This window comes from Marisediminitalea aggregata (genome assembly GCF_900129565.1).
GTDB lineage: Bacteria > Pseudomonadota > Gammaproteobacteria > Enterobacterales > Alteromonadaceae > Alteromonas > Alteromonas aggregata.
Window position 1 is genome coordinate 229,475 of the sequence record NZ_FQWD01000006.1, and the last position, 20,442, is coordinate 249,916.

The 20,442-nt window shown below is 46.9% G+C and carries 20 protein-coding genes; 10 read left to right on the forward strand and 10 right to left on the reverse strand.

What is annotated here, in order from left to right; translation table 11 throughout:
* Nucleotides 1-60: 60 nt before the first annotated feature.
* From BUB81_RS17675 to BUB81_RS17685, 3 genes are all read right to left on the reverse strand, one after another.
* Nucleotides 61-426, reverse strand: coding sequence for a hypothetical protein (locus BUB81_RS17675; RefSeq protein ID WP_073324671.1), 366 nt, complete (start codon nucleotides 424-426; stop codon nucleotides 61-63).
* Nucleotides 427-597: 171 nt separating this feature from the next.
* Complete coding sequence (locus tag BUB81_RS17680; RefSeq protein ID WP_073324672.1) at nucleotides 598-3,756, reverse strand: efflux RND transporter permease subunit; 3,159 nt, start codon at nucleotides 3,754-3,756, stop codon at nucleotides 598-600.
* A 3-nt stretch (nucleotides 3,757-3,759) separates the two neighbouring features.
* Nucleotides 3,760-4,965 carry an efflux RND transporter periplasmic adaptor subunit gene (locus tag BUB81_RS17685; RefSeq protein ID WP_073324673.1) on the reverse strand — a complete coding sequence of 402 codons (1,206 nt, stop codon included), beginning with the start codon at nucleotides 4,963-4,965 and terminating at the stop codon, nucleotides 3,760-3,762.
* Nucleotides 4,966-5,335: 370 nt separating this feature from the next.
* Between BUB81_RS17685 and BUB81_RS17690 the strand changes: the two genes are divergently transcribed.
* Nucleotides 5,336-5,644 (forward strand): isoamylase early set domain-containing protein, encoded by a 309-nt coding sequence (locus tag BUB81_RS17690; RefSeq protein ID WP_073324674.1) that lies wholly within the window; start codon nucleotides 5,336-5,338, stop codon nucleotides 5,642-5,644.
* 60 nt (nucleotides 5,645-5,704) lie between these two features.
* Here the strand turns inward: BUB81_RS17690 and BUB81_RS17695 are convergent, their stop codons facing one another.
* A complete protein-coding gene (locus tag BUB81_RS17695) occupies nucleotides 5,705-6,631 on the reverse strand; it encodes an electron transfer flavoprotein subunit alpha/FixB family protein (protein WP_073324675.1) in 927 nt (308 codons plus the stop codon).
* A complete protein-coding gene (locus BUB81_RS17700; protein WP_073324676.1) occupies nucleotides 6,631-7,380 on the reverse strand; it encodes an electron transfer flavoprotein subunit beta/FixA family protein in 750 nt (249 codons plus the stop codon). The genes BUB81_RS17695 and BUB81_RS17700 overlap by 1 nt, the downstream gene beginning before the upstream one ends.
* 284 nt (nucleotides 7,381-7,664) lie before the next feature.
* Between BUB81_RS17700 and BUB81_RS17705 the strand changes: the two genes are divergently transcribed.
* The 5 genes from BUB81_RS17705 (at nucleotide 7,665) to fldA (ending at nucleotide 11,602) form a co-directional block, all read left to right on the forward strand.
* Nucleotides 7,665-9,311 (forward strand): electron transfer flavoprotein-ubiquinone oxidoreductase, encoded by a 1,647-nt coding sequence (locus BUB81_RS17705; protein ID WP_073324677.1) that lies wholly within the window; start codon nucleotides 7,665-7,667, stop codon nucleotides 9,309-9,311.
* A gap of 103 nt (nucleotides 9,312-9,414) precedes the next feature.
* The gene (locus BUB81_RS17710) at nucleotides 9,415-9,813 is read left to right on the forward strand and encodes an H-NS histone family protein (protein WP_073324678.1); all 399 of its coding nucleotides are present in this window, start codon (nucleotides 9,415-9,417) and stop codon (nucleotides 9,811-9,813) included.
* 94 nt (nucleotides 9,814-9,907) lie between these two features.
* Entirely contained in the window at nucleotides 9,908-10,702 is a 795-nt protein-coding gene (locus tag BUB81_RS17715) for an alpha/beta fold hydrolase (RefSeq protein ID WP_073324679.1), read from the forward strand.
* 118 nt (nucleotides 10,703-10,820) lie between these two features.
* On the forward strand, nucleotides 10,821-11,045 hold the full coding sequence (locus BUB81_RS17720; protein WP_073324680.1) for a DUF2788 domain-containing protein: 225 nt from the start codon (nucleotides 10,821-10,823) through the stop codon (nucleotides 11,043-11,045).
* Nucleotides 11,046-11,077: 32 nt separating this feature from the next.
* Entirely contained in the window at nucleotides 11,078-11,602 is a 525-nt protein-coding gene (gene fldA, locus BUB81_RS17725) for a flavodoxin FldA (protein WP_073324681.1), read from the forward strand.
* A 62-nt stretch (nucleotides 11,603-11,664) separates the two neighbouring features.
* Here the strand turns inward: fldA and BUB81_RS17730 are convergent, their stop codons facing one another.
* Entirely contained in the window at nucleotides 11,665-13,671 is a 2,007-nt protein-coding gene (locus BUB81_RS17730) for a methyl-accepting chemotaxis protein (protein ID WP_073324682.1), read from the reverse strand.
* A gap of 353 nt (nucleotides 13,672-14,024) precedes the next feature.
* Between BUB81_RS17730 and fur the strand changes: the two genes are divergently transcribed.
* Complete coding sequence (gene fur, locus BUB81_RS17735; RefSeq protein WP_073324683.1) at nucleotides 14,025-14,450, forward strand: ferric iron uptake transcriptional regulator; 426 nt, start codon at nucleotides 14,025-14,027, stop codon at nucleotides 14,448-14,450.
* A gap of 57 nt (nucleotides 14,451-14,507) precedes the next feature.
* On the opposite strand, the gene BUB81_RS17740 is transcribed toward fur, so the two are convergent.
* Genes BUB81_RS17740 through BUB81_RS17755 form a run of 4 tightly spaced genes read right to left on the reverse strand, consistent with a single transcriptional unit; the run spans nucleotide 14,508 to nucleotide 17,815 of the window.
* Nucleotides 14,508-15,371: an aminotransferase class IV gene (locus BUB81_RS17740; protein WP_073324853.1), complete on the reverse strand. Its 864-nt coding sequence runs from the start codon at nucleotides 15,369-15,371 to the stop codon at nucleotides 14,508-14,510.
* 22 nt (nucleotides 15,372-15,393) lie between these two features.
* Nucleotides 15,394-16,332, reverse strand: coding sequence for a 5-oxoprolinase subunit C family protein (locus BUB81_RS17745; protein ID WP_073324684.1), 939 nt, complete (start codon nucleotides 16,330-16,332; stop codon nucleotides 15,394-15,396).
* Nucleotides 16,329-17,048, reverse strand: a complete 720-nt coding sequence (pxpB, locus tag BUB81_RS17750; RefSeq protein ID WP_073324685.1) for a 5-oxoprolinase subunit PxpB — start codon at nucleotides 17,046-17,048, stop codon at nucleotides 16,329-16,331. Before pxpB ends, BUB81_RS17745 begins: the two co-directional genes overlap by 4 nt.
* The gene (locus BUB81_RS17755) at nucleotides 17,048-17,815 is read right to left on the reverse strand and encodes a 5-oxoprolinase subunit PxpA (RefSeq protein ID WP_073324686.1); all 768 of its coding nucleotides are present in this window, start codon (nucleotides 17,813-17,815) and stop codon (nucleotides 17,048-17,050) included. Before BUB81_RS17755 ends, pxpB begins: the two co-directional genes overlap by 1 nt.
* Before the next feature lie 66 nt (nucleotides 17,816-17,881).
* Between BUB81_RS17755 and BUB81_RS17760 the strand changes: the two genes are divergently transcribed.
* From BUB81_RS17760 to BUB81_RS17770, 3 genes are all read left to right on the forward strand, one after another.
* Nucleotides 17,882-18,712 carry a CvfB family protein gene (locus BUB81_RS17760; RefSeq protein WP_073324687.1) on the forward strand — a complete coding sequence of 277 codons (831 nt, stop codon included), beginning with the start codon at nucleotides 17,882-17,884 and terminating at the stop codon, nucleotides 18,710-18,712.
* Nucleotides 18,713-18,719: 7 nt separating this feature from the next.
* A complete protein-coding gene (locus BUB81_RS17765; RefSeq protein ID WP_073324688.1) occupies nucleotides 18,720-19,112 on the forward strand; it encodes an OsmC family protein in 393 nt (130 codons plus the stop codon).
* A 233-nt stretch (nucleotides 19,113-19,345) separates the two neighbouring features.
* A complete protein-coding gene (locus tag BUB81_RS17770) occupies nucleotides 19,346-20,422 on the forward strand; it encodes an efflux RND transporter periplasmic adaptor subunit (RefSeq protein WP_073324689.1) in 1,077 nt (358 codons plus the stop codon).
* Nucleotides 20,423-20,442 lie beyond the last annotated feature (20 nt).

Here is a 20,442-nt window from a genome sequence, read left to right on the forward strand (position 1 = left end):
TTATCTTACGATAACCCTAAATAGGCGAATTAATAAAATAACGCAATATTTAACAGAGGGTTATGCAGCTACACTTGTCGTAGTTAAATAGGCTCGCTGAACCATTGCCTGTAATTTCTTACTGGCTTTAACGTACTTCGCGTCGCGCTGATAAAACACCTGCTCAATGATTTTACCTTGCGAATTTATCAGGAAGCTTGCCAACCTGGCTTTTCGATGAGGCAAATAAAAATGATGCAATATCACGTTTTGCGTTGCCGGCAGGTTGGTGATCAACTGATAAAAACAAAAAGGCAGTTTGTAATGGGCGGCTCGAGGATCATTGCCGCTCCAATTCATTACTTGCTGGAACGTGTCTTGTGACTCAGCCGTTTTAATGCCGTGACGCAGTATAAGTTCATCAATAGTTTTTAATCCGGTATTCATATCACACCTCTTACTTGTCTGGATATACAGTACTGTATATCCAGACAGCAATCAAGCATAAATGTGCAACAAATAACCAATTAGATTCAAAATAAACCGAATACTTTTAAATGGCATAAAAAAACACCGTGCTAACGAACCAGGTCAACACGGTGTTTTTAGCCCAATGGCTTACTTTGCGATAATCTCGTCGTTACCTGTTGATGAGCCTACCTGCGCACGTGTAGGCTTTCTGAACAATTGACGGAAGTCATCTAGAATAACGTACAGCGCAGGTACCAGCAGCAAGGTGATAACCGTCGCAAACAAAATACCGAACGCCAATGAAATTGCCATAGGTATCACTACCTGAGCCTGCAAACTTCTCTCGAACATAATGGGTACTAAGCCCATGAAGGTTGTCAGCGAGGTAAGAATAATGGCGCGGAAGCGCTGGGTTCCGGCGTTAATAGCCGCATCGATGAGACGGTGTCCTTCTGCTCTTGCCCGGTTTACAAAGTCAACCATTATCAGACTGTCGTTTACCACTACACCAGACAGCGCAATAATGCCGCAAATCGACAATACGCTAACAGCATGGCCCAACAACAAGTGCCCTACAATGGCCCCAAATATACCGAATGGAATAACTGACATGATAATAATTGGTTGGCTGTAAGAGCGAAGCGGCACTGCAAGTAACGCGTAGATGGCAAACAGTGCAAACAATAAGCCTTTACCCAGTGAGCCCATGGCTTCCATTTGCTCGCGCGAGTTACCCTGAAGTTTAAAGTCTACCCGCGGATAGCGCTTCAGAATATCCGGAATAACCTCACCAATCATTTCCATTGTGACTTTATTAGGCTCTACTAAATCGGCATTGACCGCAGCAGACACGGTAACTGAGCGTTTTCCGTCTACCCTAATAATGGAGTCGTAGCCTTTGCCCATCTTGATTTCTGCAACCTGGTCGAACGGCACGTCCTGCCCATTGGGCGCTCGCACCCGCATCGTTTCCAGGTGACCAACAGAGTTACGCGCATCCTGCGGATAGCGGACCATGACTTTGATTTCTTCATCGTCACGCTGTATGCGCTGCACTTCTGCGCCATAGAAGCCATAACGGACTTGCTGACCTAACTGCTGAAGTGTAATACCCAGGGCTTCTGCCTGAGGCTTAAGTTGAAGCTGAATTTCATCCGAGCCACCTGCGAACGTATCATTGATATCAGAGACACCATTGTATTCAGCTAGTGCAGCCTTGACGTCCTGACTGATTTTCTCCAGATCTTCAATGTGTGCCGAGCTAAATTCAAAACTCAGATCTGAGCCGCCGCCTGGCCCACCGGGTGAAGCAAAACTCAGGGTTTTCACCCCTGCCAACTCAGGCATTTGCTCACGCCAGCGCTCTTGAATTTCCGTGTCAGTCATATCCCGGGCTTCGCCTTTGGTGAGCTCGACAAAGACTTGACCACCCAATGAACCGCTATCGAATGCGACAGCATGCTTTACTACGCCCTGCCCGGTCTCCTCAATGACCTGTGCGTCCATTCGGTACATTGCGGCGAGCATGGTATCCATGATCTTGTCTCGCTGCGACAAAGAAGACCCTGGCTCTAGCTCGACACTAGCCTGTACAAAATCGCTTGGAATGGTAGGGAAGAATACAAATCGCACCAAGTCCCCTTTAAACATGCCATAAGTCAGGATCAGCATGCTCACAAACGTCGCCAGGGTGACATAACGGAACTTCACAGCTTTTTGCAGAAACGGTGCATAGGTATTTTTAATAAAGGTTTTAATACCTTCACTAAAGAAATCCCGGAATCGCTGAAAAGCGTTTGCCTTTGCCGGGTCATAAGGCTTCATTTTCATGTGAGCCAGATGAGCAGGCAGGATCAGCTTCGACTCAATCAAAGAAAAGACCAGACAAACAATGACAACCAACCCGATGGTTTTCCAGATAACGCCGAACGGCCCGGACACCATTAACATTGGAGAGAAAGCGGCGATCGTAGTCAGTACCCCAAAGGTTGCAGGCATCGCGACCTTTTTGACACCCGCAATGACGTTGTCAGTGCTGTGTCCCTTAGCGTCTATTTCGGAATAGGCGGACTCCCCCATAATAATGGCATCATCCACCACGATCCCCAGTACCAGTATGAACGCGAACAAGCTCAACATGTTGATGGATACCCCCATCATGTCCATAGGCAATACCATCAGCGTGCCCAGGAAACAGACCGGTAAGCCCACCATAACCCAGAATGCCAGCTTGATTTTTAGAAACAGCGACAGCACCAAAAATACCAACACACCACCCCAGAACATGTTTTCCAGCATCATGTTCAGGCGATCTGCCAGATAAAACGAGGAATCACCCCATGAGTCAGCCTGTATATTCGCGGGGAAATCCTTTTTATGGGTATCGAGGTACTGGTTAACTTCTTTGGAAATCTCCAGTGCGTTTTGATCACCTACCGCGCGAACCCGAATATTTACCGCCGGTTTGTTGTCGAACATCGCATATTGCTGGTCCTCAACAAAGCCATCATCAATCGTGGCTATATCCCCCACCGTGAGTCGGCTGCCATCATCCCGGGTTAGCAATACCACTTGCGCGAATTCATAGCCGGTATACGCCTGGCCTTTGGTTCTAAGCAGAATATTGCCATTGTCAGACTTAATGGCGCCACCGGGTAAATCTACGGAAGACTGGCGCACCGCATTTACCACTTCCGAAAATGTAAGATTGTATTTTTGTAGCGTGTATTCAGACAATTCAATGGAGATTTCGTAATCGCGATCGCCCACCACCTGCACATTGGAAATACCCGGCAGATTAGCCACATCATCACGCAGATTCTTGGCAAACTCTTTCAGTTCTCGCTCACTGGCATCACCGTATACGGCAATCCACATTACATCCTGCAAAAACTTAGTGCGATAAACGATGGGCTTTTCGGTATTGCCAGGGAAACTGGGGATTGCATCGACCTGTGCTTTTACTTCATCTAGCACCAGTTGCACATCGTAATCTTCTTCAACTTCGATAGTGACTGAGCCCATGCCTTCAACCGCAGTCGATGTCATCTTCTTGATACCATCGAGGTCTTTAATGGCATCTTCGATTTTAAGCAGTACGCCTTCTTCGACTTCCTGAGGCGCAGCCCCAAGATAAGGCACTCGAACTGAGATGATATTCACTTCGAAATTTGGAAACACCTGCTTTTGAATCGACATCGCCCCAAACAGGCCGCCAATCAGTAGAATCCACATGAGTAAGTTTGCCGCAACATTGTTACGCGCGAACCAGGCTATCATGCCTGTATGCGTATTATAGGATTGCATAGGTTATTCCCCTGTACTCAACGCAGCAGGCTCATCGGCCACATCATCTTTGGCAGGATCTTCTCCTGCAATTCGCAACGGCATGCCGTCAAACGGATTAGGGACGGCGCTGCGAATAACTTTATCACCACTTTGCAAGCCTTCTGATATATAAACACTCTGCGGATTAGAGCGGGCAACTTTTACGTTGCGAATAGACAAGGTGTTGTCTTCACTCACAACCAGCACAGACCCGTCCAAGCGCAACAGACTTCTTGGGATCACTATCAGTGTTTGTGCTTGTGTACCACTTACCGTTGCTTGCACAAATTGGCCAAATCGCAGTGGGACAGGGTGCAAATCTGTGTTGTCACGGCCATACGGGTCGTTCACCTCAACTACTGCGTAGATCAAACGGTTTGTAGTATCGAGTACGCCTTCACTGCGAACCAATCGCCCTTGCCATTGGTGGAACTTACCGCCAACAACGGCAGAAAGTGACACAGGATTCTGTTCTTTCACGCCAGCTGAGAGATCGATAAATGCCAGGTCGGCATCGGTAAGTGGCAAGCGCACTTCCGCAACACTAGTACCATACAATTCACCCACTTGTGCGCCAGTCGCAATAAACTGGCCTAAATCAACATTTCGTTTTATAACAATGCCATCATAAGGCGCAACAATTTGCGTTCTGGCCAGATTGCGCTGCGCGCGGGCCAGTTTAGCTTTTGCGGCTTTTACATTGGCCTGCTCCTTCGCCAACTGCGGTTTGCGAAGCCCAAGTTCAGGTGGTACTACGCTGCGAACAGAACGCCATTCTTCAGCAGCTACCTTACCACGCGCGACTTCTTCTTCCAGGGCGGCTTCTGCCTGAGCCAACTCCGCTTCAGCCAAACGAAGGTCCGTCTCGTAATCGTCTCGTTCAAGGGTTAACAGTACATCACCTTTGCGGAACATCCCCCCCACCACAAAGTTATCTGACAAGCTCACTACTCGTCCGCTAACCTGTGCTGCGACCATGGTTTTATGTTTAGGCAGGACGTTGCCCTGAGAGCTGACGGTAAATTCAACGTGTTCACTGTAAACAGGTTCTGCGTCAACTAAAAAGGCTTTTTCTTCAACCACTTTCTTTTCTGGCGGCTTTTTACCCAGAATCATGACGGCTGTCAGAACAATTGCAACCAGCAGTATTAACAACGGAATACCCGCTTTTGCGATAGAAGATTTCATGTATGTGTCACCCGATTGGCCCAAAAGCACGATGCTTTTTTCGTCTAATTATTGTATTTGCACTTTGTAATGCCCGTTGTGAAGTGAAAAAAATTTTCACATGGCACTCCTTATACTGAAGTGTAAAATGACTGGATGACAAACGCTTCAATAACTTTGTTAAAAATTGTAACCGCTGTCACAATCAACTTTTCCAAACGTTTGACAGCGACAACCTTACACAAATACAGTCACTAAACTTAATCGATTAAGCCTTTTTGAATAAAAACTTTCACTTACTGTATGTTTTTTGCGCCATCACTCTTGAATTGCTAGTTTTTTGAGCGTAACTTGTAAGTTAATTACACGATGTAATGCTTAGGAGAAAACAATGAGCCTGAAGAAGCAATATTTAAAATCAAAACCGGTATGTAAAGTGACCTTTAAGCTCACTGCTGAAGAAGCAAAGAACGCCTCAACGGCCAAATTGGTCGGCGACTTTAACGAATGGGATCTTTCTGCTGAACCAATGAAGAAACTCAAGAACGGGGATTTCACTCAAACCTTGAACTTACCCGCTGATGCTGAATATCAGTTCCGGTATTTATTGGATGAAGACGTATGGGAAAATGACTGGGCTGCCGATGCTTATGTCGCGTCTCCGGTCAGCCTCGAAGAAAACTCTCTCGTTCGTGTTTAACCGGCAACAAAAGGGGCTTCGAACAAGAAGCCCTTTTTCGTTATGGTATTTCGCACCTGATTACAGGCCTGCTTCCAATTCCGGCAGCGCTTCGAACAAATCAGCGACTAAGCCGTAGTCAGCTACCTGGAAGATAGGTGCCTCAGGGTCTTTGTTTATAGCCACGATGACTTTCGAGTCTTTCATACCTGCCAGATGTTGAATAGCACCAGAAATACCTACGGCAATATACAACTGCGGCGCAACAATCTTACCAGTTTGCCCTACTTGCATATCATTAGGCACAAAGCCGGCATCAACCGCAGCACGTGAAGCACCTACAGCAGCGCCCAGTTTATCGGCAATGGCTTCCAGCATAGCGAAATGCTCACCATCCTGCATGCCTCGCCCGCCTGAAATGATAATATTTGCAGCCGTTAACTCAGGTCGATCAGACTTGGTGACTTCTTCGCTCACAAATTCGCTAAGGTTATTAGCGAATACACTGTCAACAGCACTTAATGGCGCATTATTTCCGGTAGCTGCAGCGTCGAAGGCCGACGCTCTCACAGTAATAACCTTAACCTCATCGCTGCTTTGTACGGTAGCGATCGCGTTACCGGCATAAATAGGACGAACAAATGTATCGGCACTTTCTACCGCAATGACGTCAGACAGTTGAACTACGTCGAGTAACGCAGCAACGCGTGGCATGAAGTTTTTACCTGTTGTGGTTGCTGCCGCAACAACATGGCTATAGTCGCCAGCCATGCTGTAGACCAATTCGGCAATGTTCTCGGCTAACTGATGTTCATAAACGGCGTTATCAGCAACCAGTACTTGCGTCACGCCTTCAATTTGACTGGCCTCAGTTGCAACGTCGGCGCAATTTGAACCTGCTACTAATACATGTATGGCGTCGCCCATTTTGGTAGCCGCATTGACCAGCTTATGAGTCTCAGCTTTTAGCTGGTGGTTATTGTGTTCTGCATAAACTAATACGGTCATTAGATCACCTTCGCTTCGTCACGTAGTTTAGTTAACAATTCCTGCACAGAGTCGACTTTGATGCCGGCTTCCCGTGTAGGCGGAGGCGTGACTTTCAGGGTAGTCACACGAGGTGTTAGCGCTACGCCAAGCTCTTCTGCGGTTTTGACATCCAGCGGTTTACGCTTTGCTTTCATAATATCTGGTAACTTTGCATAGCGAGGTTCATTCAGGCGCAAATCAGTCGATACCACGGCTGGTAATGTCAGTTTCAATGTTTGCAAACCGCCATCAACTTCTCTTGTCACCAATACATGGTCGCCTTCAACCACGACTTCTGATGCGAATGTGCCTTGTGGCATACCGGCTAACGCTGCCAGCATTTGTCCGGTTTGGTTGTTGTCTGTATCAATAGCTTGCTTACCGATAATAACCAGACCAGGTTGCTCCTGCTCAACCAATTTAGCCAGCAGCTTGGCAACTTGCAGTGACTCAGGAAATGCATCACATTCAACATGAATACCGCGATCCACACCTAGCGCCATGGCGTTGCGCAGCTGTTCCTGACACGCTTTAGGACCGACCGTGACGGCAACAATCTCTGTTGCAACACCTTTCTCTTTCAACCTGACGGCCTCTTCCACTGCGATTTCACAAAATGGATTCATCGACATTTTGGCGTTTGTCAGATCAACGTCAGATTGATCTGATTTCACTCTTACCTTTACGTTGTAGTCGATTACCCGTTTTACCGGTACGAGTATTTTCATAATTTCCTCTGATTTGAATCAATTGCCGATTGTTGAAAAAACACTATCGTTATTACCTATACTGACATCATGGCATAGCCGTTTTGTTTTGCTTTGATGACAATCAAAGCATAGTGTCAAACAAGGATTACAACAGTTTAATAACATTTCTATCATAAAATTTACTTCCAGTTGACGTAAACGTCAACCTGGTTTAGTTTGACGCGAAATATTCAACAGGTGACGGGTGGCAAAAGTTCTTGCCATTAACGCCTCACAACGCCTTAACGACGAGGAGCGACGCTGTGGAAAGAGAATCGATGGAATTTGACGTAGTGATTGTAGGCGCTGGCCCTTCCGGGCTTTCGACTGCAATTCGTTTAGCCCAACAAGCACAGGAACATGCTCATCCTGTGAGTATTTGCGTTGTTGAAAAAGGCTCTGAAGTCGGTGCGCACATTCTCTCTGGTGGTGTAATGGAACCTGACGCCCTCACTGCACTGATACCTGATTGGAAAGAAAAAGGTGCCCCCTTAAATCAAGCTGTTACAGCAGACGAAATGTACTTACTTCGCAATGAATCAAGTGCCACTAAGCTGCCGGCCTTAGTTACCCCGAAAACCATGCATAACGACGGTAACTACATTGTATCACTGGCTAATGTGTGCCGCTGGCTTGCAGAACAGGCAGAAGCGTTAGGCGTAGAAATATTCCCTGGTTTTGCCGCTGCAGAAGTGCATTACAATGACGACGGCAGTGTTGGCGGTGTTATCACGGGTGATATGGGCGTGGATGCCAACGGAGAGCAAAAAGACGGTTACATGCCAGGCATGATCCTGAAAGCAACCTACACCGTGTTTGCAGAAGGCTGTCGTGGACATCTGGGTAAAACCCTCATCGAGTCATTCAATCTCGACGCTGAGGCCACACCACAGCACTACGCGATTGGTTTTAAGGAAATTTGGGATATTGATCCTGCGAAGCATCAACCCGGGTTGGTTGTTCATGCGGCCGGCTGGCCGCTAACCGAAGCATCCGGTGGAAGCTACCTGTATCATGCTGAAAACAACCAGGTATTTGTTGGCCTCATTGTCGATTTGAATTATCACAACCCGCACCTAAGTCCATTTGATGAATTCCAACGAATGAAGCACCACCCGCTGTTTTCTCAGTACCTTGAGGGCGGCGAGCGTGTTGCTTATGGTGCAAGAGCAATAACAAAAGGCGGATTTAACTCACTGCCAACGATGACGTTTCCTGGGGGCTGTCTGGTGGGTTGTAATGCGGGCACACTTAATTTCTCTAAAATTAAAGGCATTCATACCGCTATAAAATCCGGCATGCTGGCTGCTGAAAGTATTTTCACATCATTAAAAGATGAAAAAACAAACGAATTTAGCTCAATATTCAACCAGAATTTTAATAACAGTGATCTACGAGAAGAGTTATTTAAAGCCCGAAATTTCGGCCCTGCCCTGCATAAATTCGGTAATATCTTAGGCGGTGCTTTTAATACGTTTGAGCAGAATATATTGGGTGGTCGCAGCTTTTTTACATTGAAAGACATGACGCCTGACTTTGCTAAAATGAATAAGGCATCAGAATCGACAAAATTTAATTACCCGAAGCCTGATAATAAACTGAGCTTCGACAAGCTTTCATCGGTGTATCTGGCTAATACGCACCACGATGAAGATCAACCTTGCCATTTACAACTCAAAGACAACGCTGTACCTATTGCCATTAATTTACCTGATTATGACGAGCCCGCTCAGCGTTACTGCCCTGCCGGGGTTTATGAAATCGTAGAAGAAGAAGGGAATTCCCCCAGACTACAAATTAATGGAGCAAACTGTGTACATTGTAAAACGTGTGACATCAAAGACCCGTCACAAAATATACGTTGGTTTGTACCTGAAGGGGCGAGTGGTCCTAATTACCCTAATATGTAAATTAAATAATCAGTAAATTTATTAAAAATACTTTTGCAAAAGATCGCACTTAAATTAAACTTAAGTGCGATTTTTTTATGCATCTAATTTAATAGGTAATGTAATGAGTGATTTTTTAGATATTTTAACTCATGGAAGACGTTTACAAGGTGCAGTTAAGGATTTAACTGTAGAAGAATTAGAAAGTGTTATTGAAAAACTCAATAATATTATTGAAAAGAAACACGCTCAGGCAGAGGCTGAGATACAGGCTCAGAAAGAAAAACTTGAGAAGCTTGCAGAAATTAAGCAACAAATGGCTGACGCTGGTATCGACATCAGCGATCTTCAAGAAGTAGCAGAGCCTAAAGCGAAGCGTAAATCTGCCGGGAAAAAACGCCCGGTGAAATACAAAATTACGGTTGATGGAGACACCACAGCCTGGACAGGTGTCGGCAGAATGCCGGTTGTCTTCAAGCAAGCACTTGAAAGTGGTAAATCGTTAGAAGACTTTGCCATTTAACACAGATAACAAATTAAGACTTTAAAAGTGGGGGCCTGGCCCCCACTTTGTTTTTATCCGTTTAATTAACACCGACACTGAATCATTTTTCTCTATGTCCTTACAACTTCACCATCAGGTATTTAAGCAAGACAAGGATGCCCCCTGGGTTGTCTTAATTCACGGTCTGTTTGGCAATTTAGACAATTTAACGGTATTGAGAAAACCACTTGCTGAGCAATACAATGTCATCACCATTGATTTACCCGATCATGGCGAATCGCCACATGTCGACGCATTTTCACTTTCGTTGTGTGTAGAAGGCATTTCAGCTTTGCTCGACACTTACGACATAGCTGCTGCTCATATTGTAGGCCACTCTCTCGGCGGGAAAGCAGCCATGATGACGGCATTAATGAAGCCAGAAAAAGTGTTGTCTCTGGTCGTACTGGATATCTCACCGGTTAACTACCCTCCACATCATCAAACCATTTTTGCGGCTTTAAAACACGTTGATTTATCCGTGGTCACGTCGCGAAAAGACGCAGATCAACAACTTCAGGCGGGCATTCAGGAAGCCGGCGTCAGGCAGTTTTTACTAAAAAGCCTTTATCAGAACGATGCTGGTGACTGGCAATGGCGATTCAATTTAACCGGGCTGGAGTCCAACTACACCAATATCAGTCGGTTTGAAGCACCGGCTGGGAGACAGTATTCAGGTAATGTTACATTTATAAAAGGCGGTAATTCTGACTATATCAAGCGTGAACATCAGGCTGATATAGCCGCACTCTTCCCCAATGCAAAGGCACGTATTGTCGAAGGGACAGGTCATTGGTTACACGCGGAGAAGCCACAGGTAGTGGTAAATTTAGTTTCCCGCGCATTACAAAGTGCCAACCAGGGTTAAGCGCTGAATAGTTGATCAATTCTGCGCACAGACCGGTATAACGAAAAGTACGTCAAGACGCCTGCGAAATGGCAAACTCTGTGGTATAGTTGCGCGCGAAAAATAGCGAAGGTTTATTATGCTTGCTGAAAATTACGAACTGATTGAAGGCATTGCGTTCAATTTAGGTATCGTTGCTTTATTTGCATTGATTGGATTTGCAATACACGACGTATTGAAAAGAAACGACGTTCCTATGGTTGGACGTATTGTGGTTTATGGCGTTTTAGGGCTGGGTGCCATGGGGTTTGTCGCCAAAGGCATCATCCAGATCATCTGGCAAACCAGCGGCGTAAGCGGATAACATAGTTAAGTGACAGGAAATAGAGGTTAAATATGGCAAGTGTTGGCCTATTCTTTGGCAGTGACACCGGCAATACTGAACATGTTGCCAAAATGATTCAGAAAGAGTTAGGCAAGAATCTGATTGCCGTTCACGACATTGCAAAAAGTTCAAAAGAACAAATCGCCGAGTTCGATTTACTCATTTTTGGTATTCCTACCTGGTATTACGGCGAAGCACAATGTGACTGGGATGACTTCTTTCCTGAATTAGAGCAGATTGATTTCAACGACAAGCTGGTAGCAATATTTGGCTGCGGCGATCAGGAAGATTACGCAGAGTACTTCCTGGATGCTATGGGCATGGTGCGCGATATTGTTGAAGCACGCGGTGCAATTCTGGTTGGTCAATGGTCAACCGACGGCTATGATTTCGAAGCCTCAAAAGGCATGGCCGACGACAATCATTTTGTGGGGTTGGGCATCGATGAAGATCGCCAGCCAGAACTCACCGATGAGCGCGTTCGCGCCTGGTGCAAACAGCTACACGACGAATTGTGTTTGGCTGAACTAGCCTGATAGCAGTTTATCATCTAACAAAAAGCCCGTTTACACGGGCTTTTTTATTTCTCATTTTTAAACTACAGCTTGAACTGGGTCACCGCGCGTTTCAGATCGGCGATTTCGTGCTCTATTTTCGACGTGGATTCGTTGGCTTTTTGTGTACTGCTGGCACTTAATTCAGCCAATTCAACAATACGCTCAAGGCTACCCGCTACATCGGCAAGTAGCTCATCCTGTTGTTTTGTATCATTCACGATTTCAAGATTGATGCTACTCAATTCCTGAATAATTGTGCTGATATTTGCGACTTGCTCTGTTACCTGTTCGGTAATGCTAACGCCTTGCTGAGACTGGTCACGACCCACATTAATTGCTTTCACGGCCTGAGCGGCGTCACGTTGCAGATTACCGATCATTGATTCGATTTCTTCAGTCGAATCATGAGTGCGATTCGCCAGTGTGCGTACCTCATCTGCCACAACCGCGAAGCCTCTGCCCTGCTCGCCCGCTCTGGCTGCCTCTATGGCCGCATTTAAAGCCAATAAGTTCGTTTGCTCTGCGATGGTTTTAATGACATCCAGAATGCTGCCAATGTTACGGCTATTCTCATCCAATCGATGAACCACATTGGCTGACTCTTCCGCCTGACGGGCCTGACTTATAACCTGCTGTCGATTGCTTTCGGCCAGCTCAGCGATACTATGCGACTGCTCCTCAACCAGACGCAGCTTATCCATAGCAGTATTAATCTGTAGCAAGTTATTATTGCTGGTTTGACGAACATGCTGTGTATTCGTGGCGGTTACCTGCACCTGTCCACGCTGCTCGTCTACCTGTTGCAGGCTTTTCTCACCCAATGCCACGCTGGACTTGATCACTTCCTCCAGTCGGTGCTCCTGCGAAAGGATATTGCCTACCAATGTACGTAAACTCTCAGTCAGCGTATTAATTTTAGCGGAGAGTGCAGCAAATTCGTCTGTACCAGACTGATCTAATTTGCGGGTTAAATCCCCCTGACTCAACTGCGACAATCCGCGGTTGATCTTAACCAATGGTTTCGCGATGCTGCGCGTTGTTAGCACACCAAGAAATATGGCTGTGATAAGGCCAATGACAAAAACCGCTGCGGTTTTTAATAATGCGCCAAGTACCGTATCAAGAATTTTTTGCTGCGCATTTAACGTACTATCATTTACCTGACTATAAAGTACACCAATGCTTTCCAGTGCCTGTTTTAGCGCAGCCTGTGCAGCCTCCTGATGGGATAGGCTATTGGCAGAATGTGTCAGCTTTTCCTGCTGCATCCACACCAGACCTTCCTCGCCATTGAGGGCTTCAACCAGTTTATCAAACTGCTCGTTAAAACTGTCTACCGTACCTTGGGTATCGACCTGTTCAGCCAGACGGTTCAGATAGTCTTTATCGACTTGAATATTGCTTATCTGGTAACTTAAATCATCAATAATAATTGCTGTGGCTTCTGGATCTGTGCTGGCGGCGAGGTCAGTGATTGCGGTGTTCATGGTCAACAGTTTATTGTCAATGTTAGTACCTGCACCAATAATGGTTTCCACACCCTGCTGCCGCGTATCCAGATAGCTCAAATCTAACATCAGCGCACTGGCTTCATCGGCAATCATTAGTACTTCTTCGCTGTGCAGCGCTAAACGCTGCTCAAACTCGAGACGTAAGGCTAACTCGGCATACATAGAATTACTTTCGTTCACGTAAGTACGACTGGCATCTATGGCCTGCGCAGACACCTTGCCACTGCCCAGCATTTTGGCTAGCTTATCGAGTTTTTCGATAAAGGCTTCTGCGCGGCTTTTAAAAGTATTGTGGCTATCGAGCAAACCTTGTTTAGAGGATTCGTGAAATCCGTTTGCCGTAATAGTCGCTAGCGTCAGTATGTCGGTATTGACGTCGTTCATTTGGGTCTGCACCGGCATTTTGTCTTCAATGACATCCTCAGCCGAGGATTGAATAGCCGAAAGACCTGAGTAAGAGAGGATACTTGTTATCAGTAACAAGCAACCGAAGGAGGCGAATCCGAGAATAATTTTATTAACGACGGTTAATTGCATGAGTTGACCTGCTTTGTTCACACATTGCGCTTTATTATTGTATTTGTAATTTGTTTAAACCTGGCTCCGTCCTTAAGTCAGGTTACGCTTTTTTATATAAGCATTACGTTAATGACTGTTTTAACAGGACAGACCACTTATTTGCAACGCTTTAATTACATTATCGGCACAAAATCGTTATATTTCAGCGCGATTTATCATGTTTACTTAAAGATAGCCTACATCTGAACGCTTAGCCGACAAAATCTGGTTATTTTGTCTATAAAGTGCTTTTCTGTGAAAGCTAGGCCTTTTAAATCTGATTAACTCACCTATAATAGCCTGATATTTTCTATCCCAGATGTAGGCGCCTCATGGATCAAAACAAAGAACTAAAGAAAGCCGGCCTTAAAGTAACGTTGCCTCGACTAAAAATCCTGCAAATTCTGCAAGAGCCAGAGAACCAACACATAAGCGCTGAAGATGTATATAAAATCCTGATTGAGCAAGGTGAAGAGATTGGCCTGGCAACGGTATACCGCGTATTGAACCAGTTCGATGACGCCGGAATACTCAATCGCCACCATTTCGAAGGCGGTAAATCGGTATTCGAAATCAGCCACAAAGCCCACCACGACCATCTGGTCTGTTTGAAATGCGGTAAAGTCATCGAGTTTGAAGACGACCTGATTGAGCAACGTCAGGAACAAATTGCCAAAGAAAACAATATTAAGCTTACTCACCACAGCCTGTATCTTTACGGCGAGTGCACTGACGGTAATTGCGACACCGTCGACTAAGCTATCAAAAGCAGATAAAGCAAGGGCGCCAGATTGGCGCCCTTTTCATTGCTGTACTTATAATTCGAATTTCAACTTACTGTACAAAGTAAACGCCTGTTCCCACACTGGGCCTACCTTACCATCTGCAATTGTCTTGTCTCCAACCTGAACAACCGGCAGAATTTCTTTGCCTGAGCTGGTAAGCCACACTTCATCGGCACTATTCAATTCGTCAACGGAGAACCAGGATTCACTGTGAGGTATACCGGCTTTCTGCAGACAAGCCAGCACCAACATACGCGTAATACCGGGTAGCAATTGATTGTCCAGCGGTGGAGTCAGCACTTCGCCGTCTTTAACGATAAATACGTTGCTGCTGCTGGCCTCTGTGATTTGTCCATCGCCATTAAACAAGATCGTTTCTGCGTTACCTTCGCGGTACCCTTGTTGAAAATGCATCACATTGCCTAACAAGGCAGTGGACTTAATGTGGCAACGTTGCCAACGCAGATCCTGGGTTATAGCGACTTTGGCACCAGCATGAATAGTACGATCAGCGTTAACCGGTGCTGTGAGTGCAAATGCAAAGGCGAACACCGTAGGTTGAACCCCTTCCGGATAAGCGTGAAAGCGACGAGTGTCAGCACCGCGACTGACATGGAGATAAACACCAATATTTTCTCCCAGCGTCTCACGGTTACTGTCAATCAAATGCTGACAAATATCGCGGGTGTCCTGCTCCGTTAACGAGGGTGCAATTTCCACCATCGCCAGGCCTTTTTCCATTCTCGCAAAATGCTGTGAAAAACCTACCATACGTCCGCCATAACTGGGCACGACTTCATAGATACCGTCACCAAATAAGAATCCGCGATCAAGCGGTGAAATACGTGCTTCCTGTAAAGGCAGGAATTCCCCATTGAGGTAAGCTGTTGTCATGAAAATCTCGTCTGAAGAAACGCTAATTGCCAAACCATTTCTGTATGGCTACTTGCTGCAGCAACCATGTTGCACGGGCATTGGCGGCGTCGAGTTGATAAAACTGTATCTTATCACCAGCAAGGCACTGGGCGAAACGGTAAAGATCGCACCGGGCCAGCGTGCCGACCTTGGGGTAGCCTCCCAGTGTCTGCCTGTCTGCCATCATCACAATCGGTTGTCCATCTGGCGGCACTTGCATGCTCCCCAGTGCAATGGCTTCGGAATACATGCCGGACATGGCACTTTGTACCGCAGGCCCTTGCAGCCTCACTCCCATCCGGTCCATTTGCGGTGTCACTTCATATTCGTTGTTGAGCAAGCGTTGCCAGGCTATATCACTAAAAGCCTCATGCTGATACCCAGCAACAATACCAATCGGTTTCGTCATATCGTAGCTGGGAAGCAAATGTGCTGGCAGTGAAGACGGACAGGCAACTCCCCTGCTGCTTTTACCATTATTCACAGCCAGTAAATCGCCCGTTTTTAACGGCGAGCCATCCTGGTGCGGACCGCCCACGTATTCCCGTTTCACTGTGCACGCACTACCTACCGCGGGACTGACAGCAAACCCGGAAGGCGTAGCCACATAATGTCGGGCGCCCAAACGTTCGGGCTGAACCCGAACCTGATCACCCGCCTTTAGCGCAATACGTTGCCAACAACTCGTTTGTTGTTCATTCACCCATATCGTGGCAGCAGGCCCAGTTACACTAACACTGCAGTCATCTTCAATATTGAAGGTCAACGCTCCCATAAACTCCAGCGTTGGCGCGTTGTGCTGGCCACACAACTGATTTGCCAATTGGAACGCCAGCCAATCCATTGGACCTGACTGGCAAAATCCCTGGTGTAACACGCCCTTGCGCCCGGCATCGACCGTGATCGCATTTAGACCAACACTTACCAAACGTACGGTCATGCGTGTACATCCCACTCAAAGTTATGTTGCGACGCAATTTCAATGAAAGATTCGCGACTAACCGCTTCAAAAGAGACCGTGTCCCCTGCATTGATCAATACGCTTGCATTGTCTTCAGGACGATAAAGCGGCACGGGGCAAAGCCCTAGCAGGTGCCAGCCACCGGGAGATTTACTCGGATACACCGCTGTTTGACGGTCGGCAATGGCCACCGCCCCTGCTGGCACTTTGGTACGGGGTTTTGCCATTCTGGGGACAGACAAAGCAGTATTGATTTCGCCCAGATAGGCAAAACCCGGAGCAAACCCGACGGCAAAAGCCTTGTAAGTTGCTGATGTATGCATTTCAACAATCTGACGCTCGGTTAGCCCGGTAATACCTGCGATTTTGCCAAGATCATTGGCCTGCGGTGCGCCGTACCACACTGGCAAACAATGATGTTGTGCCGGATGATGGTCACTATCAGAAACCAGCGGCAACGCCAACAGTGCTTGATATACATGGTGATGATCAACCTGAAACATATCAAACACCAGCATGACACTGTCGTAGGACGGCACCACTTCAATTAACCAGGGATACGATTGAGCGCTAATCGCGGATGCCACCTGTTGTACAACCGCGTTCTTCTCGGGGAGCGATTCTCCCAATGCATACAGAATCAGTCCGTCCTCACCGGCAAACTCAATTTGCCGTATACGCCCGAATGGCTGCATCAGTCGTTCGTCCCCGGTCTGACATGGGTCAATTTTCGTTTTGTTAGTTCAACGCGAAGCGCTTCGGCCATTGCTACTGCGCCCGGTGAATCACCATGTACACACAGCGTATCGACAGGCATCGACAATATGCTGTTGTCTTCGGCAACGATTTCCCCTTTATCCATGATGCGGACGGCCTGTTCAAACGCTTCTTGTTCAGTTAATACCGCACCGTGTAATCGGCGGGAAGTGAGAAATCCCTCTGCGGTATAACGGCGGTCTGCGAAAGCTTCAAATAATAATACAACATTGTGCTGACTCGCCTGCTGGCTGATTGCCTGGTGTTGAGGATGCGCTTGTAACATTAATGGAATCCCCGGCACCGAACACGTAGACACCGCTTTCATCACGGTATCGCGGATCTGCGGATCGCGCATCATATCGTTGTACAGCGCCCCATGGGGTTTTACGTACTCAATCTCAATGCCCTGTACGGCAGCCATACCCGAAATAGCGGCAATCTGGTAATGCAGACACGCTATCAGTTCTTCTGCCGACATCGCCAGACTGCGTCGACCGAAACCTTGTAAGTCGGGATAGGAGGGATGCGCCCCCACCGATACCTGGTGCTGTTTAGCGAGATGAAGTGCGCGTTGCATCACAAGGGGATCACCAGCATGAAAGCCACAGGCAATGTTGGCCATGTCGATATGCACCATGATTTGCTCGTCGACCGGCATGTGCCACGCACCAAAACTTTCACCCAAATCGCAATTTAACATCATAAGCAGTTAGCTCTTAGTGACTGATCGGTTATCATGTTACCTATTTCGTATTAAAAGTCAGTGTTTATGATCACATTAGGCCAAATCAACACCTTAACCGTACAAGGTGAATTCCCGTTTGGGTACCAGCTCTCGCATCCGGACGATGACAGAGTTGTCGTTTTGCCAGGGCCGGTAGAACACGCATTAGAAGAAGGCAGTGAAGTGTCGGTATTAGTGTATACCGATGAGAACGGCCAGCTTACTGCCAGCCAGCAAACGCCTAAAGCGTTGGCGGGTGAAGTGAAAGTACTCAAAGCTGTTGGCGTTACTGGTTTTGGTGCATTCTTTGATTGGGGGATCGAAAAAGACTTGCTAGTCCCTCGTCACAATCAGGCCGGGCCAATTAGTGAAGGCATGGTGTATCCGGTGTATGTGTATGAAGATACGGCCACCGAGCGTCTGGTCGGCGCAACCAAGCTCCATCCGTTCCTGAGTGAAAATGGCAGCTATTTTAAGCCGGGCCAGGAAGTAGAGCTGATTGTTTATGCCAAAACTGAACTGGGTGTCAAAGTCGTGATCAACGAATCACATCTAGGGCTGATCTTTGCCAGTGATGCGTTTAAGCCGCTGCGTATTGGTGAAGAGACAACCGGTTTTATTAAGCAAATTCGTGAAGACGGTAAAATTGATGTCACCTTGCAACAGGTAAATGCAACCGGTCGCGACAAGCTACAACAGGAAATACTCGACGACCTGGAAGCACACGGTGGAATGTCTACGTTGACAGACAAGAGTCCGCCAGACGAAATTTACGCCCGCTTCAATGTCAGTAAAGCTGCCTACAAGCGCGCATTAGGTGCGCTTTATAAACAACAAAAAATCCGTTTGGATAAACAAAAAATAACGTTACTCTGAGGTGACTATGAAAGCGACAGTAAGCTGGCAACAGGCCCTGACATTTAGCGGTCAGACCGAGTCCGGTTATCAACAAACAATGGATGGCAATGGTAAAGCCATTTCGCCTATGGAATCCGTACTGCTGGCCGTCGGTGCCTGCTCCAGTATCGACGTGGTCGATATTCTGAAAAAACGCCGTCTGACCGTCCACGACTGTGAATGCGATTTAACTGCCGAACGCGCTGAACAGCCGCCGCGAGTGTTCACTGCCATTCACGCTCATTACAAAGTGAAAGGCGATAACCTTTCCGACAAAGACGTCGACCGCGCCGTTGCGTTATCTGCCGAGAAATACTGCTCTGTAATGTTAATGCTGAAAGGCAATGTAAATATCACAACCAGTTACGAAATCATGTAGTTCTCCACCAGCCAGCTATGAAAACTCATCCAAAAGTAGCATAGCTGGCTATAGAATTAACATTCACGCCACTAAATAGTCAATTAGACTACTATTTCCAGATACATCTGCTTACATATCGACACAACAAGTCGCTAATTTATTGTTTTACCTGCATTTATAATTTAATTAACAAGCTGGCACACCACATGCTCATAGGCGTGTATACATATAATTATTGCAGGTACCTGACCATGGAACATACAAAACGCACCACCCTTTCAACTTTATTGCTTGCTGGCACCCTGCTGACCTGTGCTGGTCTGTCTGGTTGTATGGACGCCGAAGCCACCAACGCCACAGAACAAAAAGAAGAAGTTGTGGTAAGCATTCCGGTTGAAGCCGTCACCATAAACATGGGCGACATCTCGTCCAGTTACAACACCACGGCTATATTGGAAGCCAAAGAAGAAGCTTTTGTAGTGGCACGTGCCTCTGGAATTATTGAGCACATCTTCGTCGAAGAAGGCGATTACGTTGAAAAAGGCCAGGTACTAGCGCAACTGGATCAGAAACGCTACGAATTAAACCTGAGCAAAGCCCGCGCCGATTTAACCGGCATAGAAAAAGAGCTCAGCAAAGTCGATAAAGTGTACTCACGCAAATTGGTGAGTGACGATACTTACGACAAATTAACTGCCCAGTACGAAGCAGCGAAAGCCGTACTGGCACTGGCTGAACTGGATTTAAAAGAAACCACAATCACCGCGCCGATCAGCGGCTACATTGCGGAACGCAACGCCAAAGTAGGTAACCTGACTGAGTCATTCCAGCGCGAAAGAATGTTCCATATTGTTCAACAAAAAGCCCTGCAAGGTATTGTACACCTGCCAGAAAGCGAAATGTCTGCCATTGCCGCTAAACAGCACGCTACATTGCGCGTTGCAGCCTTGGGCAATGCAGAAGTAACAGGCTATGTTGAACGAATCAGCCCGGTGGTGGATGCCACAACCGGTACCTTTAAAGTCACCCTGACCGTGCCAAATCACGATGGCCGGTTAAAAGCAGGTATGTTCTCTGAAGTCGCCATTAATTACTCCACGCATGAAAACGCCACACTTGTTCCACGCAAAGCCTTGTTAGCCATCGACAATAGCACCAGTGTGTTTGTTATCGACAACGGAATTGCGAAGAAAATGGACGTGACCACGGGATTTGAAGACGCAGAATACGTTGAAATCACCAGTGGTTTGAGCGGCAACGAAACTGTTGTAACTGTGGGCCACCACAACCTGAAAGACGCGTCACCCGTCGTTATTGTAAAAAGCTAAGCAGCGGCTGGCGGAGAACA